This window comes from Nitrospirota bacterium (genome assembly GCA_040752355.1).
In the GTDB taxonomy this organism is placed as follows: Bacteria; Nitrospirota; Thermodesulfovibrionia; order Thermodesulfovibrionales; family Dissulfurispiraceae; genus JBFMCP01.
In genome coordinates this window covers 160,252-184,303 of the sequence record JBFMHE010000004.1, presented here as the reverse complement: position 1 = coordinate 184,303, position 24,052 = coordinate 160,252, and the positions used below count along the sequence as shown (strand labels likewise).

At 56.2% G+C, this 24,052-nt stretch carries 36 protein-coding genes and 1 pseudogene; 35 read left to right on the top strand and 2 right to left on the bottom strand.

Going from position 1 to position 24,052, the window contains the following annotated elements; all coding sequences use genetic code 11:
- The 31 genes and pseudogenes from AB1805_04775 to AB1805_04625 all read left to right on the top strand — a co-directional run.
- Nucleotides 1-124: elongation factor Tu (locus tag AB1805_04775; protein ID MEW5744739.1), on the top strand; the 124-nt coding region annotated here is incomplete at its 5' end.
- A 14-nt stretch (nucleotides 125-138) separates the two neighbouring features.
- Nucleotides 139-444, top strand: coding sequence for a 30S ribosomal protein S10 (rpsJ, locus tag AB1805_04770; protein ID MEW5744738.1), 306 nt, complete (start codon nucleotides 139-141; stop codon nucleotides 442-444).
- Nucleotides 441-1,055, top strand: coding sequence for a 50S ribosomal protein L3 (gene rplC / locus AB1805_04765; protein MEW5744737.1), 615 nt, complete (start codon nucleotides 441-443; stop codon nucleotides 1,053-1,055). Before rpsJ ends, rplC begins: the two co-directional genes overlap by 4 nt.
- Nucleotide 1,056: 1 nt before the next feature.
- Entirely contained in the window at nucleotides 1,057-1,713 is a 657-nt protein-coding gene (gene rplD, locus AB1805_04760) for a 50S ribosomal protein L4 (protein ID MEW5744736.1), read from the top strand.
- A gap of 2 nt (nucleotides 1,714-1,715) precedes the next feature.
- Nucleotides 1,716-2,006 carry a 50S ribosomal protein L23 gene (gene rplW / locus AB1805_04755; protein ID MEW5744735.1) on the top strand — a complete coding sequence of 97 codons (291 nt, stop codon included), beginning with the start codon at nucleotides 1,716-1,718 and terminating at the stop codon, nucleotides 2,004-2,006.
- Nucleotides 2,007-2,074: 68 nt separating this feature from the next.
- A complete protein-coding gene (gene rplB / locus AB1805_04750; protein ID MEW5744734.1) occupies nucleotides 2,075-2,893 on the top strand; it encodes a 50S ribosomal protein L2 in 819 nt (272 codons plus the stop codon).
- An 11-nt stretch (nucleotides 2,894-2,904) separates the two neighbouring features.
- Nucleotides 2,905-3,192 carry a 30S ribosomal protein S19 gene (gene rpsS / locus AB1805_04745; GenBank protein MEW5744733.1) on the top strand — a complete coding sequence of 96 codons (288 nt, stop codon included), beginning with the start codon at nucleotides 2,905-2,907 and terminating at the stop codon, nucleotides 3,190-3,192.
- A 2-nt stretch (nucleotides 3,193-3,194) separates the two neighbouring features.
- A complete protein-coding gene (gene rplV, locus AB1805_04740) occupies nucleotides 3,195-3,530 on the top strand; it encodes a 50S ribosomal protein L22 (GenBank protein MEW5744732.1) in 336 nt (111 codons plus the stop codon).
- 37 nt (nucleotides 3,531-3,567) lie between these two features.
- The gene (gene rpsC, locus AB1805_04735; protein ID MEW5744731.1) at nucleotides 3,568-4,224 is read left to right on the top strand and encodes a 30S ribosomal protein S3; all 657 of its coding nucleotides are present in this window, start codon (nucleotides 3,568-3,570) and stop codon (nucleotides 4,222-4,224) included.
- Nucleotide 4,225: 1 nt separating this feature from the next.
- Nucleotides 4,226-4,645, top strand: coding sequence for a 50S ribosomal protein L16 (rplP, locus tag AB1805_04730; protein MEW5744730.1), 420 nt, complete (start codon nucleotides 4,226-4,228; stop codon nucleotides 4,643-4,645).
- Nucleotides 4,642-4,848, top strand: coding sequence for a 50S ribosomal protein L29 (gene rpmC, locus AB1805_04725; protein ID MEW5744729.1), 207 nt, complete (start codon nucleotides 4,642-4,644; stop codon nucleotides 4,846-4,848). The genes rplP and rpmC overlap by 4 nt, the downstream gene beginning before the upstream one ends.
- 10 nt (nucleotides 4,849-4,858) lie before the next feature.
- Nucleotides 4,859-5,107: a 30S ribosomal protein S17 gene (gene rpsQ, locus AB1805_04720; GenBank protein ID MEW5744728.1), complete on the top strand. Its 249-nt coding sequence runs from the start codon at nucleotides 4,859-4,861 to the stop codon at nucleotides 5,105-5,107.
- Between the two features lie 3 nt (nucleotides 5,108-5,110).
- Nucleotides 5,111-5,479 carry a 50S ribosomal protein L14 gene (gene rplN, locus AB1805_04715; protein MEW5744727.1) on the top strand — a complete coding sequence of 123 codons (369 nt, stop codon included), beginning with the start codon at nucleotides 5,111-5,113 and terminating at the stop codon, nucleotides 5,477-5,479.
- A 136-nt stretch (nucleotides 5,480-5,615) separates the two neighbouring features.
- Nucleotides 5,616-5,933: a 50S ribosomal protein L24 gene (gene rplX / locus AB1805_04710; GenBank protein ID MEW5744726.1), complete on the top strand. Its 318-nt coding sequence runs from the start codon at nucleotides 5,616-5,618 to the stop codon at nucleotides 5,931-5,933.
- A gap of 2 nt (nucleotides 5,934-5,935) precedes the next feature.
- A complete protein-coding gene (gene rplE / locus AB1805_04705) occupies nucleotides 5,936-6,478 on the top strand; it encodes a 50S ribosomal protein L5 (GenBank protein ID MEW5744725.1) in 543 nt (180 codons plus the stop codon).
- Between the two features lie 12 nt (nucleotides 6,479-6,490).
- Entirely contained in the window at nucleotides 6,491-6,676 is a 186-nt protein-coding gene (locus AB1805_04700) for a type Z 30S ribosomal protein S14 (protein ID MEW5744724.1), read from the top strand.
- Nucleotides 6,677-6,686: 10 nt separating this feature from the next.
- Nucleotides 6,687-7,082 (top strand): 30S ribosomal protein S8, encoded by a 396-nt coding sequence (gene rpsH, locus AB1805_04695; GenBank protein MEW5744723.1) that lies wholly within the window; start codon nucleotides 6,687-6,689, stop codon nucleotides 7,080-7,082.
- Nucleotides 7,083-7,118: 36 nt separating this feature from the next.
- Nucleotides 7,119-7,661 carry a 50S ribosomal protein L6 gene (gene rplF / locus AB1805_04690; protein ID MEW5744722.1) on the top strand — a complete coding sequence of 181 codons (543 nt, stop codon included), beginning with the start codon at nucleotides 7,119-7,121 and terminating at the stop codon, nucleotides 7,659-7,661.
- Nucleotides 7,662-7,703: 42 nt separating this feature from the next.
- Nucleotides 7,704-8,063, top strand: coding sequence for a 50S ribosomal protein L18 (gene rplR / locus AB1805_04685; protein ID MEW5744721.1), 360 nt, complete (start codon nucleotides 7,704-7,706; stop codon nucleotides 8,061-8,063).
- Nucleotides 8,064-8,111: 48 nt separating this feature from the next.
- Nucleotides 8,112-8,654, top strand: coding sequence for a 30S ribosomal protein S5 (gene rpsE, locus AB1805_04680; GenBank protein ID MEW5744720.1), 543 nt, complete (start codon nucleotides 8,112-8,114; stop codon nucleotides 8,652-8,654).
- Nucleotides 8,655-8,657: 3 nt separating this feature from the next.
- Nucleotides 8,658-9,104: a 50S ribosomal protein L15 gene (rplO, locus tag AB1805_04675; protein MEW5744719.1), complete on the top strand. Its 447-nt coding sequence runs from the start codon at nucleotides 8,658-8,660 to the stop codon at nucleotides 9,102-9,104.
- A complete protein-coding gene (secY, locus tag AB1805_04670; protein MEW5744718.1) occupies nucleotides 9,104-10,411 on the top strand; it encodes a preprotein translocase subunit SecY in 1,308 nt (435 codons plus the stop codon). The genes rplO and secY overlap by 1 nt, the downstream gene beginning before the upstream one ends.
- Before the next feature lie 15 nt (nucleotides 10,412-10,426).
- Nucleotides 10,427-11,176: a type I methionyl aminopeptidase gene (gene map, locus AB1805_04665; protein MEW5744717.1), complete on the top strand. Its 750-nt coding sequence runs from the start codon at nucleotides 10,427-10,429 to the stop codon at nucleotides 11,174-11,176.
- 27 nt (nucleotides 11,177-11,203) lie between these two features.
- On the top strand, nucleotides 11,204-11,422 hold the full coding sequence (infA, locus tag AB1805_04660) for a translation initiation factor IF-1 (protein MEW5744716.1): 219 nt from the start codon (nucleotides 11,204-11,206) through the stop codon (nucleotides 11,420-11,422).
- A 98-nt stretch (nucleotides 11,423-11,520) separates the two neighbouring features.
- Entirely contained in the window at nucleotides 11,521-11,634 is a 114-nt protein-coding gene (gene rpmJ / locus AB1805_04655) for a 50S ribosomal protein L36 (GenBank protein MEW5744715.1), read from the top strand.
- A gap of 59 nt (nucleotides 11,635-11,693) precedes the next feature.
- Entirely contained in the window at nucleotides 11,694-12,059 is a 366-nt protein-coding gene (gene rpsM, locus AB1805_04650; GenBank protein MEW5744714.1) for a 30S ribosomal protein S13, read from the top strand.
- Between the two features lie 43 nt (nucleotides 12,060-12,102).
- Nucleotides 12,103-12,489 (top strand): 30S ribosomal protein S11, encoded by a 387-nt coding sequence (gene rpsK / locus AB1805_04645; GenBank protein ID MEW5744713.1) that lies wholly within the window; start codon nucleotides 12,103-12,105, stop codon nucleotides 12,487-12,489.
- Nucleotides 12,490-13,116: a 30S ribosomal protein S4 gene (gene rpsD / locus AB1805_04640; GenBank protein ID MEW5744712.1), complete on the top strand. Its 627-nt coding sequence runs from the start codon at nucleotides 12,490-12,492 to the stop codon at nucleotides 13,114-13,116.
- A 91-nt stretch (nucleotides 13,117-13,207) separates the two neighbouring features.
- A complete protein-coding gene (locus AB1805_04635; GenBank protein ID MEW5744711.1) occupies nucleotides 13,208-14,209 on the top strand; it encodes a DNA-directed RNA polymerase subunit alpha in 1,002 nt (333 codons plus the stop codon).
- A gap of 32 nt (nucleotides 14,210-14,241) precedes the next feature.
- Entirely contained in the window at nucleotides 14,242-14,652 is a 411-nt protein-coding gene (gene rplQ, locus AB1805_04630) for a 50S ribosomal protein L17 (GenBank protein MEW5744710.1), read from the top strand.
- Nucleotides 14,653-14,839: 187 nt separating this feature from the next.
- Nucleotides 14,840-15,178 (top strand): annotated as a pseudogene (locus AB1805_04625) (putative toxin-antitoxin system toxin component, PIN family).
- Nucleotides 15,179-15,185: 7 nt separating this feature from the next.
- On the opposite strand, the gene AB1805_04620 reads toward AB1805_04625, so the two are convergent.
- Entirely contained in the window at nucleotides 15,186-15,587 is a 402-nt protein-coding gene (locus tag AB1805_04620) for a PIN domain-containing protein (GenBank protein MEW5744709.1), read from the bottom strand.
- On the bottom strand, nucleotides 15,559-15,813 hold the full coding sequence (locus tag AB1805_04615) for an AbrB/MazE/SpoVT family DNA-binding domain-containing protein (protein MEW5744708.1): 255 nt from the start codon (nucleotides 15,811-15,813) through the stop codon (nucleotides 15,559-15,561). The genes AB1805_04620 and AB1805_04615 overlap by 29 nt, the downstream gene beginning before the upstream one ends.
- 194 nt (nucleotides 15,814-16,007) lie before the next feature.
- Between AB1805_04615 and AB1805_04610 the strand changes: the two genes are divergently transcribed.
- From AB1805_04610 to AB1805_04595, 4 genes are all read left to right on the top strand, one after another.
- Entirely contained in the window at nucleotides 16,008-21,635 is a 5,628-nt protein-coding gene (locus AB1805_04610) for an FG-GAP-like repeat-containing protein (GenBank protein MEW5744707.1), read from the top strand.
- Nucleotides 21,623-21,961, top strand: coding sequence for a hypothetical protein (locus AB1805_04605; protein MEW5744706.1), 339 nt, complete (start codon nucleotides 21,623-21,625; stop codon nucleotides 21,959-21,961). The genes AB1805_04610 and AB1805_04605 overlap by 13 nt, the downstream gene beginning before the upstream one ends.
- 87 nt (nucleotides 21,962-22,048) lie before the next feature.
- Entirely contained in the window at nucleotides 22,049-22,747 is a 699-nt protein-coding gene (locus AB1805_04600; protein ID MEW5744705.1) for a transposase, read from the top strand.
- Nucleotides 22,734-23,123, top strand: a complete 390-nt coding sequence (locus AB1805_04595) for a helix-turn-helix domain-containing protein (protein ID MEW5744704.1) — start codon at nucleotides 22,734-22,736, stop codon at nucleotides 23,121-23,123. Before AB1805_04600 ends, AB1805_04595 begins: the two co-directional genes overlap by 14 nt.
- Nucleotides 23,124-24,052: the final 929 nt, after the last annotated feature.

Below are 24,052 nucleotides of genomic sequence, written 5' to 3'. Positions count from 1 at the left end.
AGACAATGTGTCGTTAACGGTCGAGCTGATCGCCCCTATCGCAATGGAGAAGGAACTGAGGTTCGCTATCCGTGAGGGCGGCAGAACCGTCGGTGCCGGCGTCGTCACCGATATCATCCAGTAGGGCGGAGTCATACGGTGAATCAAAAAATACGCATAAAACTGAAAGCATACGATCACAGGCTGCTCGACCAGTCGGTACGGGAGATAGTGGATACCGCGCAGAGAACGGGTGCGCGGATTGCCGGGCCGGTGCCGCTCCCGACGAAGATCAGCAAGTACACGATCCTGCGGTCGCCCCATGTCGACAAGAAGTCGCGGGAGCAGTTCGAGATACGGACGCACAAGAGATTGATTGATATCTATGATCCTACTCCTGATACGGTCGATGCGCTGATGAAGCTGGAGCTCGCTTCAGGGGTTGACGTGGAGATAAAGCTATGACAGGGATTCTAGGGAAGAAGCTTGGCATGACGCAGATCTTCACCGAGGACGGCAGGCTGGTGCCGGTGACCGTCGTGGAGGCCGGCCCGTGCGTGGTCGTTCAGGTGAAGACGCCGGAGCGTGACGGCTACGAGGCGGTGAAGGTCGGGTTCGGCGAGGTAGCGAAGCCGAAGAAGACCCCGAAGCCGATGGCCGGCGTTTTCAAAAAGGCCGGGACCGCCGCCTTTAAAGTGATGAGGGAGTTCCCCATGACCGGGCTCAAGGTGGGCGACGCGATAAAGTCCGAGAGCTTCGGCAAGGGCGATGTGGTCACGGTGACCGGCGTCTCGAAGGGGAAGGGGTTCCAGGGCGTCATGAAGCGCCACAACTTCAGGGGCGGACCCGATACCCACGGCTCGATGTTCAACAGGGCTCCCGGCTCGATCGGCGCGAGCTCGTTCCCCTCGCGGGTCTGGAAGGGAATGAGGATGGCCGGCCACCAGGGCAACGAGCGGGTGACGGTCCAGAACCTGACCGTCGTCGATGTCCGTCCGGAGCAGAACCTCATCCTGATAAAGGGCGCTATCCCGGGGCCTGCAAATACGATCGTCGAGATTCGGAAGGAAGACTAACATGACGCCAGAGAACATGACGCCAGCGGGCATGACAATAGAGATCAAGGACACGAACAACAAGACCACGGGTACGATGAACCTCCTGCCGTCGCTCTTCGGCAGCGAGGCGGCGGCCGGCGTGGTGCACAGCGCAGCCGTAGCGTTCCTCGCCAACCAGCGGCAGGGCACGCATGCGACGAAGACGAGGGGCATGGTGAGCGGCGGCGGCAAGAAGCCGTACAAGCAGAAGCATACCGGCCGGGCGCGGCAGGGAAGCATCAGGGCCGCCCAGTGGCGCGGCGGCGGTATCGTCTTCGGCCCCCAGCCCCGCGACTACTCGATGCGGCTGCCCAAGAACATGAGGCGCGCGGCGCTCTCGAAGGCGCTGTCGATGAAGTACGCCGACGGCGAGATCGTCCTGGTCGATGCGCTCTCCCTCGAGAAGCCGAAGACCAGGGATATGGTGCAAATCCTCAGGAATCTCGGGCTGCATGAAAAGAGCGTCCTCATCGTTATCCCGGAGGACAACAAAACGATCTTCACCTCGGCGAGAAATATCCCGGGCGTGGAGGTGGTGAGGGCGGCGGACCTCAATGCGTATATGGTTGCGGCCTTCGGCCATCTGCTCTTTACCGCCGATGCCCTGAAAAAACTGCAGGGCGAGGAGGCGGCGTAGCCATGAAGACGATCTACAGCATTATCAAGAAACCGCTCTTCAACGAAAAGGGAATGGACCTGAAGGAGCGCGAGAATAAAATCCTTATCGAAGTCGATCCCGGTGCGAACAAGCACGAGATAAAGAAGGCGATGGAGGAGATCTTCAAGGTCAAGGTCGAGAAGGTCGCCACCATCACCACGAAGGGAAAGGTCAAGCGGTACGGGAAGTCCGTAGGGAGGCGTTCGGACAGGAAGAAGGCGGTCATAACCCTGAAGGCGGGCGAAAAGCTCGATTTCATCGAGGGCGTATAAGCGGCCGTATCGCGCAGCGGACAGCGGGCGATCACTAACGAGACAAGCGAGATAGAGGAAGAGAGGCCATGGGAATAAGAAAATATAATCCGACATCAGCGGGGAGAAGGTTCCAGTCCGCGTCAGACTATAAGGACGTCACCACCGATACCCCGCACAAGCCGCTGACGGCTCCGCTCAGGAAGACGGGCGGCAGGAACAATACCGGAGAGGTCACCTCCTGGTGGCGGGGCGGCGGCAACAAGCGCCAGTACCGGATTATCGATTTCAAGCGCGACAAGGTCGGCATTGCCGCAACGGTGGAGACGATAGAGTACGATCCCAACCGGTCGTCGCGGATCGCGCTGCTCAAGTACAAAGACGGCGAGTACCGCTACATCATCGCTCCTGCGGGCCTGAGCGTCGGGGAGACGCTCATGTCGGGCACGGGCGCCGAGATAAAAACGGGCAATGCGCTGCCGCTCAAGGATATCCCGCTGGGCACCATGGTCCATAACATCGAGCTCAATCCCGGACAGGGCGCAAAGCTCGTGAGGACCGCCGGCGCAGCGGCCCAGATCGTCGCCAAAGAGGGAAAATATGCGCAGATAAAGATGCCGTCGGGAGAGGCGCGGCTCGTTCTGTCCGTCTGCATGGCGACCGTCGGGCAGGTGGGCAATGCAGAGCGTGAGAACATCTCCTACGGCAAGGCCGGCCGGAAGCGGTATCTCGGCAAGCGGCCCCATGTGCGCGGCGTCGCCATGAACCCCGTCGACCACCCGCTCGGCGGCGGCGAGGGAAGGAGCTCGGGCGGAAGGCCCCCGTGCTCGCCGTGGGGCAAGCCCGAAGGCGTCAAGACGCGGAACAACAAGAAGACCGACAGATTAATCGTTAAGAGACGCACCTAAAGGAGGAGGACGTGCCGAGATCCTTAAAGAAAGGGCCGTTTGTGGAGCCCAAGCTCATGAAGAAGGTTACTACGATGATCGCGACGGGCGACAAGAAGATGATCAAGACCTGGTCGCGGCGTTCTACGATCGTGCCCGAGTTCATCGGTCTTACGTTTGCCGTGCACAACGGCAGGAAGTTCATCCCCGTCTATGTGACCGAGAACATGGTGGGACATAAGCTCGGCGAGTTCTCGCCGACGAGGACCTTTAAAGGGCATTCCGGCTCCGAGAAGACCGCGGCAGGAAAGGGTAAATAACCATGGAAGCGAAGGCGATTTTACGACATGCCCGGATCACCCCCCGTAAGGCGAGAAGGGTTATCGATCTTATCAGAGGGAAGAGGGCCGGCGATGCGCTCGTGTCGCTCCGGTTCATGCCGTACCGCGGGGCCCGGCCGATCGAGAAGCTCCTGAAGTCGGCGATGGCGAATGCGGAAAACACGAACGCCCAGGTCGATATCGACAAGCTGAAGGTAAAGACGGCCTTTGTCGATGCAGGACCGGTCATGAAGCGCATGGAGCCGCGCGCCATGGGACGAGCGAACGTGATACGGAAGAGAACCTCTCATATAACCATCATTCTGGCGGAGGAGTAATATATGGATTACAGTTTTGACGGACGGGGGTGGTGACGTGGGGCAGAAGACGAATCCGATCGGCAATAGAGTGGGTATCATCAGGACGTGGGAGTCGCGGTGGTTCCTGAAGCGGGGCTACGCGGACCAGCTCATCGAGGACCTGAATATCCGCAAGGCGGTGAAGCAGAAGCTCTTCCATGCGGGGGTTGCGCGGATAGAGATCGAGCGGCCCGGGCAGAAGCTGAAGATGATCATCTATACGGCGCGGCCGGGCATCATCATCGGCAAGAAGGGCGCCGAGGTCGAGAAGCTGAAGAAGGAGCTCGAGGCGATAACCGGGAAGCAGGTCGCTATTGACATAAAAGAGATCAGGAAGCCGGAAGTGGATGCGCAGCTGGTGGCCGAGAATATCGCGCTCCAGCTCGAGAAGCGCGTCGCCTTCAGGCGGGCGCTGAAGCGCGCCGTGTCGTCTGCGATGAGGTTCGGCGCCCTCGGCATCAAGGTCCAGTGTTCCGGGCGTCTTGCGGGCGCTGAAATCGCCCGGACCGAGTGGTACCGTGAAGGAAGAGTTCCCCTGAGCACGTTCAGGGCCAATGTGGATTACGGCTTCTCCGAGGCGAGGACAACCTACGGCAAGATCGGGGTCAAGGTCTGGCTCTACCATGGGGACATCCTGTCCGAACAGACGGGGACCGCCCTTGTAGGAGAGTGACATGCTGGCACCCAAGAAGATCAAATACAGAAAGACGATGAAGGGCAACATGGAAGGCAAGGCCTACCGGGGGTCGAGCGTGAGCTTCGGCGACTTCGGCATCAAGGCGACCGAGCCGGGGTGGATCACCAGCCGCCAGATCGAGGCAGCGCGTGTCGCCATAACCCGTGCGGCGAAGAAGGGCGTCAAGGTATGGATCAGGATATTCCCCGATAAGCCGATCACCAAGAAGCCTGCCGAGACGAGAATGGGAAAAGGGAAAGGCAACCCCGAGCTCTGGGTCGCCGTCGTGAAGCCGGGCCGCGTTCTCTACGAGCTTTCGGGAGTTCCCGAAGAGGTCGCAAAGGAGGCGTACCGGCTGGCTTCCGCCAAACTGCCGATCGCGACAAAATTCGTCAAGAGAGAGGAGGCAGTGGCGTGAAATCATCCGAATTGCGGGCCTTGTCGATAGATGAGCTGAAACAGAAGGAGATGGACCTGAGGAAAGAGCTCTTCAATCTCAGGTTCCAGCTCGCGAAGGGCGAGCTGCAGAACAACCAGAGGGTGCGGGCGGTACGTAAGGACATAGCGCGCATACTGACCATTGTGACCGAAAAAGGAGCTCCTGCCGGAGCGGGTAAGTGAGGGAGCGGATATGCCGAAGAAAGTATACACCGGAAAAGTAGTCAGCGATAAAATGGACAAGACGGTCGTGGTGGCGGTGACGAGGACCTTCCAGCATCCGCTCTACCTCAAGACGGTGAAAAAGGTCGCCAAGTTCAAGGCGCACGATGAAGAGAACACCTGCAAGATCGGCGATGTCGTCCAGATCGTCGAGAGCAGGCCGATCAGCAAGGACAAGCGGTGGCAGGTCGTTAAAATCGTACAAGGCGAGGGGAAGTAGACAATGATACAGACATTGAGCATACTCGAGGTCGCTGACAACTCCGGCGCCAAGAAGGTACAGTGCATACGCGTGATGGGCGGGTCCCGGCGGCGGTATGCCCGGCTCGGCGACATCATCATTGTCAGCGTCAAGGAGGCGATTCCCGACGGCAACGTAAAAAAGGGCGCGGTGGCGAAGGCCGTCGTCGTCAGGACGAAGCGCGAAACGAAGCGGCCGGACGGTTCGTATATACGGTTCGACCAGAACGCAGTGGTGCTCCTGAACAACCAGATGGAGCCCATCGGAACGAGAATATTCGGACCCGTAGCAAGAGAACTGCGGTGGAGAGAGTTCATGAAGATCATTTCTCTCGCGCCGGAGGTACTATAAACGTTATAGCGTTCATCGCGTTATAGCGTACAGCGTTGAGCGTTATAGCGCACAAGAGACTGCTTCAGCTTCACTCGATAACGCGATAAACGCTATAAACACTATAAACGCTATAACGGAGATCAGGAGGAATACCGTGGGGCTGAGGATAAAGAAGGGTGATACGGCGATGGTGATAGCCGGGAAGAACAAGGGCAAGAAAGGCCGGGTTCTGGCTGTTTCACCTGAAGACGAGCGGGTCGTTGTCGAGGGCATCAATATCGTCAAGCGGCATACGAAGCCGAACAAGAAATATACGCAGGGCGGCATCATCGAGAAGGAAGGACCCATTCATATCTCCAACGTCATGCTGTGGTGCCCCAAGTGCAGCAAGCCGACCCGGATCGGCAACGCCCTCCAGGACGGCGGAAAGAAGCTCAGGGTCTGCACGAAGTGTAAGGAGGTCATGGAGTAATCATGGCACCGAGGCTGAATGAAAAATATACCAACGAGGTAGTGCCCGCATTGATGAAGGAGTTCTCCTACAAGAACATCATGCAGGTGCCGAAACTGAAGAAGATCATCGTCCATGTGACCCTCGGCGAGGCGACCCAGAACATCAAGCTGCTCGACGCCGCCGAGAAAGAGCTCGCGGCCGTCACCGGACAGAAGCCGCTCGTGACGAAGTCGAAAAAGGCGATCGCGGGCTTCAAGCTCAAGCAGGGCGTTCCGCTCGGCTGCAAGGTGACGCTGCGCGGAGAGCGGATGTACGAGTTCCTCGACCGGCTGATCAGCCTCGCCCTGCCGAGGATCAGGGACTTCAGGGGGCTTTCGACGCGGTCGTTCGACGGCAGGGGCAACTACTCCTTCGGGTTGAAGGAGCAGTATATCTTCCCCGAGATCGACTACGACAAGGTCGAGATGGTGCATGGTCTCGACATAACGATGTGCACGAGCGCTCCCACCGACGGGGAGTGCCGGGCACTGCTCAGGCATATGGGACTGCCATTCAGAAAATAAAGGAGGCGTTTGGTGGCGAAGACAAGTTTGATCGTAAAGAGCAGCAGGGATCCGAAATTCAAAGTGCGGACCTACAACCGCTGCAAAGTGTGCGGCCGTCCGAGGGCCTACATGAGGAAGTTCGGGCTCTGCAGAATCTGCTTCAGAGGTCTGGCACTCAAGGGACAGATCCCGGGCGTGACCAAGTCGAGCTGGTAGGAGCGATACTATGTTGACTGATCCGATTGCCGATATGCTTACCAGAATGAGAAACACCCTCCTCACGAAGACCGAGAAGGTGGATATCCCCGCCTCGCGCATGAAGGTCGAGCTCGCGAAGATCCTGAAAGAGGAAGGGTTCATCAAATCGTACAAGATCATCAAAGACAAGAAGCAGGGGGTCCTCAGGGTAACCCTTAAATATACACCGGACAACCGGCCGGTCATCACCGGCCTCAAGAGGATCAGCAGGCCCGGCAGGCGCATCTACGCCGGCAAGGATGAGGTCCCGTCCGTCATGGGCGGTGTCGGCATCGCGGTGATCACGACATCGAAGGGTGTCATGAGCGACCGGGTCTGCCGCCGCGAGGGCGTCGGCGGCGAAGTGCTCTGCTACGTGTGGTAAAAGTATTTTCCTGAAGGAGCGATAAAGGAGCGATAGATGTCACGAATCGGCAAGAAACCAATAGCGATACCGCAGGGCGTCAATGTTGAAGTGAAGCAGGATGTGGTGAGGGTCAAGGGGCCGAAGGGCGAGCTCAGCTACACCTTCCCCGAAGGCATCACCGTCACTGCCAAAGACGGCACCGTCGTTGTCGAGCGGCAGGGGGACGAGCAGCGCCACCGGGCGCTCCACGGGCTTGCCCGGAGCCTGGTCGCCAACATGGTGAGCGGCGTGTCGCAGGGCTACACTAGGGTGCTCGAGATCACCGGTATCGGCTACCGTGCGCAGGTGAAGGGGAGCAAGCTCGCCTTCACCCTCGGCTACTCCCATCCCATCGAGTTCGACCTGCCCCCCGGCGTTACGGCCAAGGCGGACGAGAAGCAGACCACGATCACGCTGAGCGGCATCGATAAGCAGGTCCTCGGCCAGGTGGCGGCGAACGTCCGCAAACTGAGGGCGCCCGACGCGTACAAGGGGAAGGGCGTCCGCTACGCCGGCGAGCGGATCAAGCTGAAGGCGGGCAAGACAGGCAAGAAGTAGCGCGTCATAAATCTGAAATCAAGGTTACTGCGGAGGAATCGGGTGAGTATCAAAGAGCAGGCACGAAAGAGAAGACACGTCAGAATCAGAAAGAAGGTGCTCGGCACCGACGAGCGGCCGAGGCTCTGCGTCTATAAAAGTTTGAACAATATTTACGCTCAGCTCGTCAACGACGTACAGGGGCGCACGGTCGTTGCGGCCTCGACGGTCGAGAAGGACCTCAGGGGAGAGAGCGGGCATAAGGGCAATGTGACGACCGCCAAGAAGGTCGGCGCGCTGCTCGCCTCACGGGCGCTCAAGGCCGGGGTCACGAGGGTCGTCTTCGACCGCGGCGGCTATAAGTACCACGGCCGCATCAAGGCCCTTGCCGACGGCGCGCGCGAAGGCGGCCTCGAGTTCTAGACGGGTGCATCGCTATCTTTTAACGTTGAATTTATGCTATGAGGAGGCATGGTGAGGACTGAAAGGATCGACGCTGAAGGGCTTAATCTGAAAGACAAGGTCGTCTACATAAACAGGGTTGCCAAGGTGGTGAAGGGCGGCAGGCGGTTCTCCTTCAGCGCACTGGTAGTGGTCGGCAGCGGCGACGGCGTTGTGGGCGTCGGCAAGGGAAAGGCCTCCGAGGTTCCCGAGGCGATCCGGAAGGCGGTCGAGCAGGCGAAGAAGCGGCTCACGAGGTTCCCCATGAGAGAGGGGACCATCCCCCACCGGATCATCGGCCGCTACGGCTCGAACTCGGTCGTGATGAATCCCGCCCCCAAGGGGACGGGGCTGATCGCCGGCGGAGCGGTGCGTGCGGTCCTCGAAGTCGCGGGCATTCACGATATCGTCGCCAAATCGCTGGGCGGCCATAATCCTTTCAATACGGTGCGTGCGACCCTCGAGGGCCTGACGAGCCTGAAGGACCCTGATGTGGTGTTCAAGCTCAGGGGCAGGGTAGAGGGAGAGCCTGCTGCCGTTGAAGAAGAGAGCGAGCAGGAGGTTAAAGGCTGATTTATGAGAATCGAGACCCTGGCTCCTGAAAAAGGGAGCACGAAAAAGCCGAAGAGAGTCGGCCGCGGCCGCGGTTCGGGCCACGGCAAGACGGCGACCAAGGGACATAAAGGACAGAAGGCGCGCTCCGGCGGCAGCAAGGGCCCTGCCTTCGAAGGCGGCCAGACGCCGCTCCAGAGAAGGCTGCCCAAGAGAGGCTTCAAGAACCGTCCTTTCAAGAAAGAGTACGCCGTCATCAACCTCGATACCCTCGCAAAGCTCACTGCCGACGACGTGGTGACTCCCGAGCTGCTCGTCGAGCGGAAGATCGTCAAGGACATGAAGGACGGCCTCAAGGTGCTCGGCAACGGCGCCCTTACCCGACCGCTCACCATCAAGGCGCATGCCTTCAGCTCGTCCGCTATCGAGAAGATCACCAGCGCCGGAGGAACATACGAGGTGCTCCGCTAGTGAGCGTTCTGACCAGCATCCAGAACATCTTCAAGATACCGGAGCTCAAGAACAGGGTCCTTTTCACCCTCGGCATGCTCGCCGTCTACCGCATCGGAGCCCATATCCCCACGCCGGGCATCAACAGCGAGGCGCTGAGCAAGTTCCTCACCGAAAAGGGCGGGGCGATGATGGGGTTTTTCGATATGTTCTCGGGCGGCGCGCTCTCCCGGGTGACGATTTTCGCGCTCGGCATCATGCCGTATATCAGCGCGTCGATCATCTTCCAGCTCCTCACCGTCGTCATCCCGACGCTCGGACGGATCGCGAAGGAGGGGGAGGCGGGCAGGAAGAAGATCGTCAGATACACCCGGTACGCGACCGTGGTGATCGCCGCGATTCAGTCCTTCGGCATCGCCGTGGGGCTTGAGGGCATGCAGGGCGGACAGTTTATCCAGAGTCCCGGCTGGGGCTTCAGAATCCTTACCATGATCACGCTCACGTCGGGCACCGCCTTCCTGATGTGGCTGGGCGAACAGATAACGGAGCGCGGTATCGGCAACGGTATCTCGCTGATCATATTCGCGGGAATCGTAGCGCGGTTCCCCGCCGCGATCGTCAGCACCTACAGCCTCGTGCGGGCGGGCGAGCTCTCGATATTCTTCGTCCTCTTCCTGGTGGTGGCGATGGTCGCGGTGGTGGCCGGCATCATCTTCATCGAGAGGGGCCAGCGGAAGATCCCGGTGCAGTACGCGAAGCGGGTGGTGGGCAAGAAGGTCTTCGGCGGCCAGACGACGCACCTGCCGCTCAAGGTGAACACCGCCGGCGTCATTCCCCCGATCTTCGCTTCCTCGATCATCATGTTCCCTGCAACGGTCGCCGGCTTTATCGCCATCCCCTGGGTGCAGGCCATAGCACAGCAGCTCTCGCCGGGGACGACGCTCTACACCCTCTTGTACGTGGGCCTGATCTTCTTCTTCAGCTACTTCTATACCGCGGTGATCTTCAACCCCGTCGATATAGCGGAGAACCTCCAGAAGCACGGCGGGTTCATCCCCGGGATCAGACCCGGGCAGAAGACCTCCGAGTACATTTACCGGGTGCTGACGCGGCTGACCTTTGTCGGCGCCGTCTACCTGGCGGTCGTCAGTATCATGCCGGAGCTGCTGATATCACGGTTCAACGTGCCCTTTTATTTCGGCGGCACCTCCCTCCTGATCGTCGTCGGCGTGGCGCTCGATACGGTCTCCCAGATAGAGTCGCACCTGGTGACCCGGTCGTACGAGGGCTTCCTCAAGAAGGGAAGGCTGCGGGGCAGAAGAGATTAGTACAGCGCTTGCACCGTGATCATTATCAAATCTCAGGCCGAAATCGAGAAGATCGCAGCGGCATCCCGCATCGTCGCCGAGATCCTCGATCACCTGAGATCCTTTGTCAGGGCCGGACTGTCGACCGCTGACATAGAGGAGTATGCCGACGCGGCGATACGGCAGCGTAACGCCGTACCGGCTTTCAAGGGGTACAGAGGCTATCCTGCGAGCACCTGTATTTCGCTCAACGACCAGGTGGTCCACGGGATGCCCTCGCGGCAGGTGACGGTACGGAGCGGCGATATCGTCAGTATCGATCTCGGGGTAGTGCTGGACGGCTTTTACGGCGACGGGGCGATAACGGTTCCCGTAGGGGAGGTCGACGCCGAGGCGCTGCGGCTGATCAGGACCACCGAAGAGGCGCTTGCAGCGGGGATCAAGGCGGCGGTTGTCGGCAACAGGGTATCCGATATCTCGGCGGCCGTTCAGCAGCATGTCGAGGCCGGGGGCTTCTCCGTTGTCCGGGCGTTTGTGGGGCACGGCATCGGCCGCTCCCTCCATGAGGACCCGCAGGTGCCCAATTTCGGCAGGCCCGGACAGGGGCCGCGGCTGAAGGAGGGGATGACCCTCGCCATCGAGCCCATGGTCAATGCCGGAACCGCCGACATCAAGATCCTCGATGACGGCTGGACAGCGGTCACGGCGGACGGCAGGCTGTCGGCCCACTTCGAGCATACGGTCGCGGTGACGAAGCAGGGACCTAAAGTCTTGACTAAGCGGTGAAAACAAGGTAGAATATAAGGCTTAAATATGGCAAAAGAAGAAAATATAGAAGTACAAGGGACCATAGTCGAGACCCTGCCGAACGCGATGTTCAGGGTGGAGCTCGAGAACGGACAGGTCATCCTCGCCTACGTATCGGGGAAAATGAGGATGCATTTCATAAAGATACTGCCCGGCGACAAGGTGACCGTAGAGCTTTCGCCCTACGACCTGAGCAAGGGGCGCATTACATACCGTTATAAATAACGTGAGCGTGATGCGTAGTCGGTAACGCGCCAAGGGGTGACGATGCTTCACCCCGCTGCCCGTTGCAGAGCACGCGTCGCCTTTTAGGAGGATGGACCATGAAGGTGAGACCTTCGGTGAAACCGATCTGCGCGAAGTGCAAGATCGTGAAGCGAAAAGGGGTTGTCCGCATTCTCTGCGAGAACCCGCGGCACAAGCAGCGTCAGGGATAGGCGTACCCCGTGCACAACGTAAACGGCAGAATGAAAATTTTTGAAACGAGGAGTGCTACATGGCGAGAATAGCTGGCGTCGACCTGCCCAAGAATGAGCGCGTCGAGATAGGTCTTACCCGCATTTTCGGTATCGGCAAGGCGTTGTCGGGCAAGATACTGAAGGAGATCAACGTCAATCCCGATACGCGGGTGAAGAACCTGACCGACGAGGATATCGTAAAGATACGAGGCCGCATCGAGAAGGACTACAAAGTCGAGGGTGACCTCAGGCGCGAGATCTCGATGAACGTCAAGCGGCTCCAGGATATCGGCGCCTACCGGGGGCTGAGGCATTCCGCACACCTGCCGGTGCACGGACAGCGGACCAAGACGAACGCACGGACCCGCAAGGGACCCCGCAAGCTGGTACTGAAGAAGAAATAACGGTTCGAGAGACTACAAAGTACGCAAGGAGGAGCAACACCCGATGGCGCAGAAGAAGAGAAGCGGCAAGAAAGTAAAGAAACATATACACAACGGTTCCGCGCATATCCAGACCTCGTTTAACAATACAATCGTCACCATCACCGACGCGGCCGGCAATGTCATCGCCTGGTCGAGCGCAGGCAGCCTCGGGTTCAAGGGCTCGCGGAAGGGCACGCCCTTTGCCGCGCAGATGGCCTCCGAGACCGCCGCGAAGAAGGCGATGGAGACCGGGCTCAAGCAGGTGGACGTCTTCGTCAAGGGCCCCGGCGCGGGCAGGGAGACGGCGATCAGGGCGCTCCAGGCAGCAGGGCTCGAGATTACCCTGATCAAGGATGTGACGCCGGTACCGCATAACGGGTGCAGGCCGCCGAAAAGGAGGAGAGTATAAATGGCGCGCTATACAGGTCCATTGTGCAGGCAGTGCAGGAGAGAGGGCGAAAAGCTCTTTTTGAAAGGAACCCGGTGCTACACCGAGAAGTGCGCGGTGGAGCGGAGGAAGTATCCTCCGGGACAGCACGGCCAGAACAGGGGCAAGCTCTCCGACTACGGCGTACAGCTCAGGGAAAAGCAGAAGGCGCGGAAGATCTACTCCATCATGGAGGATCAGTTCCGCCATTATTTCGAGAAGGCGTCGCGCATGAAGGGCATCACCGGTGAGGTCCTTCTGCAGCTGCTCGAGCGGCGGCTCGACAATGCGGTCTACCGCATGGGGTTCGCGCTCAACCGGCGCGAGGCGCGCCAGCTCGTCCGCCACGGGCATTTCCTCGTGAACGGAAGAAAGACGGACGTGCCGTCCTTCCTCCTGAGGCCGGGCGATACCGTCGAGGTCGGCGAAGGGAGCAAGCAGCTCCAGGCCATTGCAGACAGTCTCTCGATGGCCGAGCACCGGGGGTATCCCGAGTGGGTTGAGGTCGACCCCCAGGGCCTGAAAGGGAAGTTCATCAGGGTCCCGACGAGGGAGGAGATGCAGCTGCCGCTCCAGGAACAGCTTATCGTCGAGCTCTATTCGAAGTAGCCGGCGGACAGCTGTCGTATCGCGGGGCGAGGACTTCCCGGGATTCTCTAAAAGATAACAACAAATATAGAAAGACATAGGAGACCGTACTATGGATCTTGTAAAAAAGGGCTTCCAGTTGCCAAAGAAGATTAATTTCGACGAAGAGACCCTTACGAATACGTATGGAAAACTGATCGCTGAGCCCCTTGAGCGCGGATTCGGAACCACCATAGGCAACTCGCTCCGGAGAGTGTTGCTTTCATCGATAGAGGGCGCCGCGGTGACGGGTATCCGCATCCCCGGCGTGCTGCACGAGTTCTCCGCCATCAAATCGGTTAAAGAGGATGTCATCGACATCATCCTGAACATAAAGAAGCTGCGGTTCAAGGTGCACGGCGAGGGAGACAAGACCGTCACCGTAAAGGTCAAAGGCCCCCGGGTCGTCACCGGCGCCGACATCGAGAGCGACGCCAGCGTCGAGGTCCTCAACAAAGAGAGCTATATCGCGTCCGTCGATAACAACCAGACGCTCGAGATGGAGCTCTTCGTCAGGAAGGGGCGGAGCTACGCCCCGGCCGAGATGAACAAGGACGAGAACCAGCCGATCGACGTGATCGCCGTCGACTCGGTCTTCAGCCCGATCGTCAAGGTGAATTTCTGGGTCGAAAAGGCGCGGGTCGGGAGATCGACCGACTACGACCGGCTCATCATGGAGATCTGGACCGACGGCGGCATTTCGCCCGAGCAGGCGATCAGCGACGCCGCTTCGATTCTCATGGACCACCTCGACCTCTTCATCTTCGTCGAGGAGCCCCAGGCCGGCGAAGAGTCGCCCCGGACAGCGGCGGTGATCACGGCCAATCCCGCGATGAACGAGAACCTCCTGAAGAGCATCGACGAGCTCGAGCTCTCGGTGCGGGCGTACAACTGCCTGAAGAACGCGAACATCCGGACCATCGCCGACCTCGTGCAGAAGAGCGAGTACGAGATGCTCAAGACGAAGAACTTCGGCCGCAAGTCGCTGAACGAGATAAAGGACATCCTCCACTCGATGGGGTTGAGCTTCGGCATGAAAGTGGACATGAAAGAGATTGAGGGTGCATCGAAATAGTAGCGTAGAACGCTGAGGAGGGAAGGAGTACCATGCGTCATAGAGTAGCAGGAAGAAATTTCGGGAGGAGCGCGAACCAGAGGAAGGCGCTGCTGCGCGGCCTCGTCAGCTCGCTCTTCGAGCATCAGCGGATCGAGACCACCGTGGCGCGGGCGAAGGCGATCAAAGGCATCGCCGAGAAGCTCGTCACCTTCGGCAAGCGCGGCGACGTGCATGCGAAGCGGATGGTGATGTCCTATATCCCCAACCGGGCGGTCGTGGCCAAGCTCTTTTCCGAGATCGCCCCCCGGTTCGCGGACCGGAACGGCGGCTATCTCAGGATCGTGCAGACCCGCCAGCGCGTGAACGACCGCGCGCCCATGGCGATCATCGAGTTCATCGATTACGAGACCGTACGGACCACGAGCGCCGAAAAGCCTGCGAAACAGGAGAGCAAGGCCTAGCATGAACGACCTGCTGATCGGCGCGCTCATCCTCGTCGTCTGGATCGTCCTGCAGCGCTTCGTTTTGCCGCGGTTCGGCGTCCCCACCTGAGCGGCCCCGCGCAAAGGGTCGGGCGACTCGAAAAAATGTAAGTAAGCGTAACATCATAAAGAGAGCAAAGAAGAGGGATCCGCTAAAGCGGGTCCCTTTTTTATTGCTGCGGCACGGGCCGGAGAGTTTTCGCTCGTTACCTGTCCGTTCATCATGAAGGAGCTTCGGCGCATACTCTCAAAGAAATTCCGTCTTTCCCCTGAAGAGGTCGCTTCCGCACTGGACCCCATCAACGAGGCGGTCAGCCAGCATATCGAGCACACTCTCAAAATCAGGAATATCTGCCGTGACGCCGATGATGACCACGTCATCGCTTGTGCACTGGCGGCGAAGGCCGGTTATCTGGTGACGGGAGATGCCGGCCTGCTGGAGGGGCGGAGCTGCCAGGGCGTCAGGATCGTAAGCCCGAGGGATTTCGAAACATTATTCGTGTGAGGGGGGCTCAGACTTTTCTGCCCAGCTTATTAAGCTCCTGGTCGAACGAGAAGAGGCGGGCGCCGGCAGTCTTGGCCTTTGCAGAGAGGATACAATCGACAATATCAAGGGCTTGCTCCGAAAAGAGGGCGAGAGCGCTGATGAGCTCTTTCTGATCGTTGTTCGCAATACCTTTATAGTGCAGAATGTCCATAAGACTTGCCGCAGCCCTCTCTCTCGGTACCTTATATATTTTTGTCAGCACGTAAATACATTCGGCAACGACGCTTTCGAGGATAATCGCCTTTGCGCTGCCGTTCTTGACCTTATCAAAATAGCTCTTCGCTCTCTCGAAAAGAGGGAGATCATCTCTCACCAGATACCTCACGATTGCGTTGGTATCAGGAAGACTTCTTTCCGGTCTTTTCATGTACCGCTCCCTCCCATGCCCGTTCTTTCATCTGTTTCATGGACATGCCCGGCTTCACGTTCCCGGCGTATTCGCTGAGAGAGCCTGCGGCATCTCTCACCGGTTTCACCACGACAGCATCGTTGACGATTTCGAAATAGACCGTCATGGTCTTAAGCCGGTCCCGTATCTCCTTCGGGATGGTCACCTGCCCTTTCTTCGTAATTTTCACCGCTCCCGTCATCATCCGCTGGATCTCCTTACTTTCCTTACAGAGTATTACTAGTGACAATAGTAATACTTATAACAACCCTTGTCAATCCCCCCTGATGATTTTGCTGTTGCTAACCGGCACAACGGTATGGTATAAAAATCAGCACTGATTATTGTTTGCCGGCCGTACCGCGTCACCGGATGTCGATCACTCAAAGGGGGGCCTTGATGAGAGTACGGTTGCCGCATCCTGTCTGTGTCGTCCTCGGCTTTTTGCTTCTCTCGGCCGTTGCCGCTTCTGCCCAGGAGATCACCGTCTCGGGTGCCAAGGTATCCGACCCCACCAACACCGGCGCAGCAAGCGCGAGCATCCCCATAGAAGTTCCCCCCGGCAGGAATGGCATCGCTCCGCGCATATCGATTGACTACAACTCCAACAGGGGCAACGGCTGGCTCGGTGTCGGCTGGGAGCTGGAGGTGGGAGAAATCCAGCGCTCCACAAAGTTCGGCGTCAACTACGGCGCGAACGACTTCATCTATTTGAGCGGCGGCGCGTCCTCCGAGCTCGTGGCGAGACCCGAATGGGGAACCAACTATTACGGCGCCAAGATCGAAGGCGCCTTCTCGAAGCTCTATTTCAATTCCACTTCCGGCGGCTGGGAAGTCACGACCAAGGACGGCACGAAATACTTCTACGGAACTACCGCAGCTTCCCGACAGGACAACCAATATGGCGTGTTCAAATGGTGTCTCGACAGAGTGCAGGACACCAACGGCAACTACATGACCGTCTCCTACGTGAAAGACCAGGGAGAAATCTACCTCGACCGCATCGACTATACCGGCAACACCCAGGGTCTGAGCCCGACCAATTACGTAAAATTCTACCGCGAGAGCAGGACCGATGTGGCGCCGATGTATACCTCCAATGCAGAGGTGAAGACCGGCTATAGACTGAAGACTATCGAGGTTTACGGCAATGGTCAGTTGGCGAGGAAGTGCGATCTGAATTACACCTACAGCACCAGCACGAACCGTTCGATATTGGCCTCTGTTACGCACTATGGAAATGATGGGGCAACCTCACTTCCAGTAACCACGTTTACTTGGCGAGTCGGAGGAGACGGGTCCTTCGGGAGTTACCTATCGACGGGCGGACCTGGTAACTTTGCCGGGATGGCAGACGTCAATGGTGACGGGCGTGCCGATCTGATCAAGACGGACACGGGTGGAACGATCTATGTATTCCTTTCCAACGGCAATGGAACTTTCGGGAGTTACCTATCGACGGGCGGACCTGGTAACTTTGCGGGGATGGCAGATGTCAATGGTGACGGGCGTGCTGATCTGATAAAGGTCGATTCGGGAGGAACGGTCTACACCTTTTTGTCCCGGGGTGATGGGACATTTGCGAGTTATGTTTCTACCGGGGGTCCGGGCAACTTCGGCAGCATGGCCGATGTAAATGGGGATGGGCATGCAGACCTTATAAAATACACCTCGGATGGTTGGGTTTATGTTTTCTTATCGCAAGGGAACGGGACTTTCGGAAGCTCAGTTTCTACTGGCGGCCCTGGGACTCTCACCAGTATGGCCGATGTGAATGGGGATGGCCGGGCCGACTTGATAAAAACAGATTCAGGAGGGACTGTCTATACACTCCTGTCCCGAGGTGATGGAACATTCGGTAGCTATGTCCCAACCGGCGGGCCGGGAAGCTTTGCGGGTGTGGGGGATGTTAATGGCGATGGCTTTGCCGATCTGATAAAAGGAGATTCAGGAGGTAACGCTTATATCTTCCTATCCAAGGGTGACGGAGCATTTGGCAATTATCTGACTACTGGCGGACCAGGAGCTTCGCCGATAATCGCCGACGTGAATGGCGACGGACGCGCAGATCTGATAAAGAGGACTACGGATGGCTGGGTCTACGTATTTATCTCCAAAGGCGATGGGACATTCGGCAACTATATCTCGACCGGCGGGCCGGGAAACTTTGCAACAGTAGCAGATGTCTATGGTAGTGGGCGTGCTGACTTGATTAAAACAGATGCAGGGGGCACGGTCTATATGTTTCCGGCCAGCGGCAATGGGGCTCCCGATCTTCTCTCCACTGTCAACAACGGCATCGGTGGTACTACGACGATTACCTACACACCTTCTTCAGCTTATCCAAATCATCTGCTGCCGTTTGTAGTCCAGACCGTCTCCAGGATCGAGGTCAATGATGACAATGGAAACATCATGACTACGAACTACAGTTATTCGGGCGGCAGGTTTGATATGGCGGAGAGGGAGTTCAGGGGCTTCGAGCTGGTGCAGGCAAGGGTGAGGGCGACCGATACGGTGGACCTGCTCACCGAGACCTGGTACCGCCAGGATGCCCCCTTCCAGGGCCTGCCCGTTGACCAGATCGTAAAAGACTCGACCGGGAAGATTTATTCACGGGCGATCAATGCCTATCAATCATCGGTTCCCTTTACCGGCTCGTCATACCCCAGGCTCACCAAGAAGGACGACTACCTCTGCGATGGCGCTGCAACCGATCCGGCGCATCTCGAAGCGTGCAAGCATATAGTCAATGAGTTCGACTACGATGTTTACGGCAACATGACCCGAAAGCTCTTCTGGGGCGACCTGGAAGTTCCGGGCGATGGCAAGGACGAATACACCGTCTATGAGGCGGACCTCACCAAGTGGCAGTTCCGTCCGGTGCATTCCTATGTCTACGACAGCTACGATGTCGTAAAGGCCCAGGCCTGGCTCTCCTACGACAGCCGGGGCAACCTCGTCGCCAAAACAGCTTGGCTCGAAGGCGGCTCGAGCCCGGTCACCAGCTTCGACTACAACATTTACGGCAACCAGGTAGCGATCACCGACCCGATGAACAACACGAGCACCATCGAGTATGACCCTACCTACACCTACCCGGTAAAGACCACCAATCCCCTGGGCCATACTGCCTATGTTACCTATGACTACCGGACGGGCAAGCCGCTTACCAAGACCGACCCCAACGGCAATGTCGGCGCCCTCGAGTACGACGTGTTCGGCAGGCTCCTCGAGGCGGTCAGCCCCCACAACGGCGCATCGGCTGCTGCGTGGAAGGAGAGCTATTATGACGGCTTCGGCAGGGTGATCAAGACGAGGACCCCGGGGCCCGACGGCAAATACATCATCTCCGAGACCGTCTTCAACAACCGGGGCCAGGTCTTCAAGGCATCGCTACCCTATTTCGCCGATGCCTCGGGCAATGCGCTCGAGACCAGGCGGTGGACCACCTTCACCTACGATGTCCTGGGCAGGCCGGTACGGGTGGACAATCCCGACAACACCTATGTGCGTAAAGAGTACTTCCAGAACAGGACGACCCTGATCGATGCCAACGGGCATGTAAAGGTGGAGGAGAAGGATGTCTACGGCAAGCTGGTGAAGGTGGAGGAATACTCGGGCGTCTATCCCAACCACACTCTCTACGCCACCACGACCTACGAATACGACATCCTGGGCAATCTGCTGTACGTCACCGATGCCCTGGGCAACGAGACGATGGTGGTCTACGACAGCCTTTCACGCAAGATCGCCATGAACGACCCCGACATGGGCTTGTGGTCGTATCAATATGATGATAACGGCAATCTCGTATCCCAGACCGACGCGAAGAACCAGACCATCACCTTTACCTATGATGCCCTGAACAGGATCACCAAAAAGGACTACCCCGTCGAATCCACTATGGTCGATGTGGTTTATGAGTATGACAACCCCAATGTCCCGAACTCTACCGGCAGGCTTACGAAAGTTACCGATGCCTCGGGGACGGAAGAGTATTTCTATGACTCGTTAGGCCGGGCATCGAAGGTCAAAAAGACCGTCGATGGCGTGGCCTACACCACCGAGACCGCCTATGATGCGCTCGGCAGACCGGCGAGCATCAAATACCCCGACGGAGAGGTCATCAACTACACCTATGATGCGGCGGGCAACCTCACCGGCGTTCAGGGCTATGTGACGTACACCGACTTCAATGCCCTGGGACAGGCTGCCAACACCACCTATGCCAATGGCGTAACCACCGTCCAGCAATACTACGCGGACAACAACAGGCTCTACTCCATCACCACCAACAGCCCTGTAGCCGGAGGTCTCCAGAATGTCTCCTACGAGTATGACAGTGCAGGTAATATAGGGAAAATAAACGATCTCATAGACCCTAACCGTACCCAGACCTTCACCTATGACCATCTGAACAGACTCACCATGGCCGAGAGCGTCTCCTACGGGTCAACGCTCACCTACACCTACAACGAGATCGGCAATATGATGTACAACTCCCGTGTGGGCTCTTACTTCTACAGCCCCTCGAAGCCGCATGCAGTCACGCAGGCTGGGACGAATATTTACGAGTATGATGCCAACGGCAACATGACCCGCAGGCTCGGCCATACCTTTACCTATGACTATGACAACAGGGCGACACGGTTGATAGGAAATAATGGGACGGTCGATTCGGTCTATGACTACACCGGGCAGAGGGTAAAGAAAATAGTCGGGTCGAACACTACCATCTACATCGGAAAGATGTATGAGTGCAAGAACGGAAGCACCGACTGCACGAAATACATCTTTGCGGGAAGGACACGCATAGCGTCAAAGAGCACAGCGACCAGTGCTACCCGGTACTACCACGGTGACCATCTCGGAAGTACGTCGGTCATCACCGATGAGACGGGAGGTAAAGTAGCGGAATACCACTATTATCCGTTCGGCGAGACCATACCTGGCGGCTACGGCATAGCTAAGTACAAGTATACGGGCCAGGAAGAAGACCCTGAGACAGGGCTGTACTACTACAATGCAAGATACTACGATCCGGCGCTGGCGAGGTTTATTAGTGCGGATACCATAGTTGGTGATCCACGAGACCCACAGGATTTGAACCGATATTCCTATGTGAATAATAATCCTCTAAAATATACCGATCCGACTGGTCATCTTAAGCTTGGAAAGATTTTTAAGGCGGTTGTGAGTGTAGTTGTGGGTATTGTAGCTACTGTAGCAACTGCTGGCACATTGGGTCCTGTTGTAGCTGGTGCTTTAGGGGGGGCACTTGCAGGTGGAACCTCAGCAGCACTAAACGGCGGCAATATTGGGAAAGGAATGTTGTTGGGAGCGATAGCAGGGGCAGTGACAGGGGGAATATTTAGTCAAGCCGGCACGATTGCTGAGGGCTTTTCATCACTAGCAGCAAAAGCCGGGGTCCATACCGTAGCGGGAGCTATATCCGGTGGAATAAATAGTGCTATATATGGAGGAGACGTATGGCAGGGAATGATCACTGGTGCAATTTCTGCTGGAATAGCACGGTATGCCGGTGGATCACTCTATGGTGAAGGGAAGCTGCTTCCTGATAGTTTCGGTTACCAACTGGCAGGGAGAGCAGTGATCGGAGGAGTTGTGGGAGGAATTACTTCTCAAATTTACGGTGGCAATTTTGGAGAAGGATTTGTGCTTGGAGGAATAACAGCGGCAGCAGGCTTCATATTTAATGAGTGGTACCACGAAATGGCGAAAGGAGTAGCATTTGGTTTTGGGGCCGCCGGAATTGTAACGGCGGAAGTTGCTCTATTAACAGGAGAACATGCCATTCAGAATTTAGCAGGTTATAAGTTAGGGGAGCTCGGTTATGGAGTTGATAATCCTTTGTTAGAGCTCACAGTAGATAAGGCTGGCAAAGCACAGGAAATCCGAGAAGCCTTAAGTGGTAAATATGAAAAAGCAATGGAACGAATCCGTGACCGCAGTTCACGGCTGTATGAATCAGTATATGGGAGAAAACCAGCATGGGGGAAATAGTTGAATATGACTATTGGACTCGCATTGTACTTCCAAGTTTAGTTGTAATTCTTTTGCTTGCAGATACGCTGTTGTATTTTATCATTAAGGCTTATAAGCCGATGCTACCTAATAAATACTATCGCTATACGAGAGATAAGGGGTTTGTTAGACTTTTTGCATTTAAGCTAGCTTTTACAGCATTATTTTTTTATTCCATGCGAGCAGATGTACTTGGCTCAGGATATCTTCTATCTCCTGTTTTGCTCTACGGGATAGTAGTTATTCAATTATTAATTGACTTTATAAAGTGGAAATCAGGGGATAAATGGGACGGTTCTATTTAAGGGAATAAATGGGACGGTTCACACCAAGTAGGAAAAAGGGACGGTTCTATTTTTCGATAAGAAGAGAGGGGATTAAGAGATATTGAGATGCCGAGAGCCGCACGAGTAGCGCCGAATGAGTATGTGTATCATGTGCTGACGAGAGGCAACAATCGGCAGAATGTATTCAAGGGTGAAGAGGACTTTGAGCGATATGTCGAGATTGTTAAGAAGTATAAAGAGAAGTATGAGTTTAAGCTTTACCATTATGTGCTGATGTCGAATCACGTGCATCTGGTGCTTGAAACGACTGGTGACGGAGGCAGTTTGGCGGAAGTTATGAAGGGAATCAATCTCTCATATGCGCAGCATTATAAGAGAAAGTACAAGCATATCGGGCATTTCTGGCAGGACCGGTACAAGAGCATCATTGTATCGAAGGATGAATATCTGCTTGCCTGCGGCAGCTATGTGGAGCTGAATCCGGTAAGGGCAAGGATAGTCGATGATCCTAAAGAGTACCAGTGGAGCAGTTACGGAGCATATGCCTTTGGGAAGGGAGATTTGATCGTTGACGAGCATTCGATATATGAGCAGTTATCCGAGAGTGGGCCGGAACGGAGAAGGAAGTACAGGGAATTCGTGAAGGGGATGCTTATGGAACGAGAGGCGATGAGCGGTGAAATGGAAAGAAAGGTAGTGTATGGGAATGAGGATTTTGCAGCGAAGATGAAGAAGAGGTTCGCGCTCGAAGAGATAATACGGAAGAAGGGCAGGCCCAGAAAGGAAGAAAATGACGGAAAATAGAACCGTCCCCTTTTCTGGTCTAAAGAAGGTAAAAAAGATGCTCAAGGGAAAGCCTTTAGGCCTTGAAATAGTAGAGCGCAAGAGGCTGACGGAGCAAGTACTTCCGTCTGAAATAATCAGGAAAGTAGCCCGTGCGTTCGGGACTGAGGAGAGCACTATAAAAGAGAAGGGCATCAAGAGCAATAGCGCGCGAAAAGTATCGATTTATTTTGTCCAGAAATATGCGGGCTTGAATAATGAGGAGATAGGGCGGCTGTTCGGAGGCATCCATTTCAGCGCCGTAAGCAAGGCTTCGGCAGGAGTAAAGGAAGAAATAGCTCATGATAAGAGATTGGCAAAAATCGTCGAAGGGCTTGATTCAAATTTCAAGGCCTGACACCATGATTGATTACAGGTCTGTTTCAAGCTATGCCTCATCCTACATGGTACGATAACTGGCGCGACCCACGTAATGCAGGAGCGCGGGACTCAACCAGAGAGGCAACTATAAATTATTTAAGACGGTTTTTAGAGGTCATTAAAAAATAACATTATGTTAAAAAAGAGAGTTTTACTTCTTTCTGTGGGGCTAGTGGCAGGTTTCATGTTAGGTTTTTTGCTCAATGTACTGGAATTGCTTTTTCGCGTAATAATTTTGGGGTGGGGTGATAGCGCTCCGGATTGGTATGTAGAAATGTATAGTAAGATACAATATAGTGTGTTTATTTTTTCGATCATAATAGGGTTGATTGCCTCCCAATGGTATTATCACTATAAACAAAAGAGGGGGGATCATCGAGAAGAGGGGGGCCGAGAGGGTCAGACTTGAGGGGAGGGAAAAGGGGACGGTTCAGAAAAGGTAGAAAGAAAAGGGGGCGGTTCCAACAGTGTTCGGCATTGTACTTGCTATATCCAGCAGGAATGAAGCGCAGAGGATAACGAGAGCGGGAATTCATAATGACAGGGAAGAGATGAAATGATCGATAAGAGGGAACGACAAAAAATGGGCGCACCAATCCATCTACGCCTCAACAGATTGAGTGTCCCCTTACCCCACCGAAACGCTCTTCTTTGCTTCGGCCTCTTTGAGCTTCAAGAGGTAATGTTGGTGTCAGGCCTTGAAACTTGAATTAAGGGCTAAGTGGGGGGAGAGTTCATGGGAAGGCCGTTGAGGATAGAGTATCCGGGAGCGTTGTATCACATCACCAGCAGAGGGAATGAAAGGAAGGAGATATTCCTTGATGATGGGGATCGCATCAAGTTTCTTGAGATCATCGAAGAGTACTATGACCGATACGGGATACTGGTACACAGCTATGAGTGGGT

Excerpts from the sequence above, each read along its gene's own strand:
- rplC (MEW5744737.1), top strand. The coding sequence starts at position 441 with ATGACAGGGATTCTAGGGAAGAAGCTTGGCATGACGCAGATCTTCACC.
- rplD (MEW5744736.1), top strand. The coding sequence starts at position 1,057 with ATGACGCCAGAGAACATGACGCCAGCGGGCATGACAATAGAGATCAAG.
- rplW (MEW5744735.1), top strand. The coding sequence starts at position 1,716 with ATGAAGACGATCTACAGCATTATCAAGAAACCGCTCTTCAACGAAAAG.
- rplB (MEW5744734.1), top strand. The coding sequence starts at position 2,075 with ATGGGAATAAGAAAATATAATCCGACATCAGCGGGGAGAAGGTTCCAG.
- rplV (MEW5744732.1), top strand. The coding sequence starts at position 3,195 with ATGGAAGCGAAGGCGATTTTACGACATGCCCGGATCACCCCCCGTAAG.
- rplP (MEW5744730.1), top strand. The coding sequence starts at position 4,226 with ATGCTGGCACCCAAGAAGATCAAATACAGAAAGACGATGAAGGGCAAC.
- rpsQ (MEW5744728.1), top strand. The coding sequence starts at position 4,859 with ATGCCGAAGAAAGTATACACCGGAAAAGTAGTCAGCGATAAAATGGAC.
- rplN (MEW5744727.1), top strand. The coding sequence starts at position 5,111 with ATGATACAGACATTGAGCATACTCGAGGTCGCTGACAACTCCGGCGCC.
- rplE (MEW5744725.1), top strand. The coding sequence starts at position 5,936 with ATGGCACCGAGGCTGAATGAAAAATATACCAACGAGGTAGTGCCCGCA.
- rpsH (MEW5744723.1), top strand. The coding sequence starts at position 6,687 with ATGTTGACTGATCCGATTGCCGATATGCTTACCAGAATGAGAAACACC.
- rplF (MEW5744722.1), top strand. The coding sequence starts at position 7,119 with ATGTCACGAATCGGCAAGAAACCAATAGCGATACCGCAGGGCGTCAAT.
- rpsE (MEW5744720.1), top strand. The coding sequence starts at position 8,112 with ATGGTGAGGACTGAAAGGATCGACGCTGAAGGGCTTAATCTGAAAGAC.
- rplO (MEW5744719.1), top strand. The coding sequence starts at position 8,658 with ATGAGAATCGAGACCCTGGCTCCTGAAAAAGGGAGCACGAAAAAGCCG.
- infA (MEW5744716.1), top strand. The coding sequence starts at position 11,204 with ATGGCAAAAGAAGAAAATATAGAAGTACAAGGGACCATAGTCGAGACC.
- rpmJ (MEW5744715.1), top strand. The coding sequence starts at position 11,521 with ATGAAGGTGAGACCTTCGGTGAAACCGATCTGCGCGAAGTGCAAGATC.
- rpsM (MEW5744714.1), top strand. The coding sequence starts at position 11,694 with ATGGCGAGAATAGCTGGCGTCGACCTGCCCAAGAATGAGCGCGTCGAG.
- rpsK (MEW5744713.1), top strand. The coding sequence starts at position 12,103 with ATGGCGCAGAAGAAGAGAAGCGGCAAGAAAGTAAAGAAACATATACAC.
- rpsD (MEW5744712.1), top strand. The coding sequence starts at position 12,490 with ATGGCGCGCTATACAGGTCCATTGTGCAGGCAGTGCAGGAGAGAGGGC.
- AB1805_04635 (MEW5744711.1), top strand. The coding sequence starts at position 13,208 with ATGGATCTTGTAAAAAAGGGCTTCCAGTTGCCAAAGAAGATTAATTTC.
- rplQ (MEW5744710.1), top strand. The coding sequence starts at position 14,242 with ATGCGTCATAGAGTAGCAGGAAGAAATTTCGGGAGGAGCGCGAACCAG.
- AB1805_04620 (MEW5744709.1), bottom strand. The coding sequence starts at position 15,587 with ATGAAAAGACCGGAAAGAAGTCTTCCTGATACCAACGCAATCGTGAGG.
- AB1805_04615 (MEW5744708.1), bottom strand. The coding sequence starts at position 15,813 with ATGATGACGGGAGCGGTGAAAATTACGAAGAAAGGGCAGGTGACCATC.
- AB1805_04610 (MEW5744707.1), top strand. The coding sequence starts at position 16,008 with ATGAGAGTACGGTTGCCGCATCCTGTCTGTGTCGTCCTCGGCTTTTTG.
- AB1805_04605 (MEW5744706.1), top strand. The coding sequence starts at position 21,623 with ATGGGGGAAATAGTTGAATATGACTATTGGACTCGCATTGTACTTCCA.
- AB1805_04600 (MEW5744705.1), top strand. The coding sequence starts at position 22,049 with ATGCCGAGAGCCGCACGAGTAGCGCCGAATGAGTATGTGTATCATGTG.
- AB1805_04595 (MEW5744704.1), top strand. The coding sequence starts at position 22,734 with ATGACGGAAAATAGAACCGTCCCCTTTTCTGGTCTAAAGAAGGTAAAA.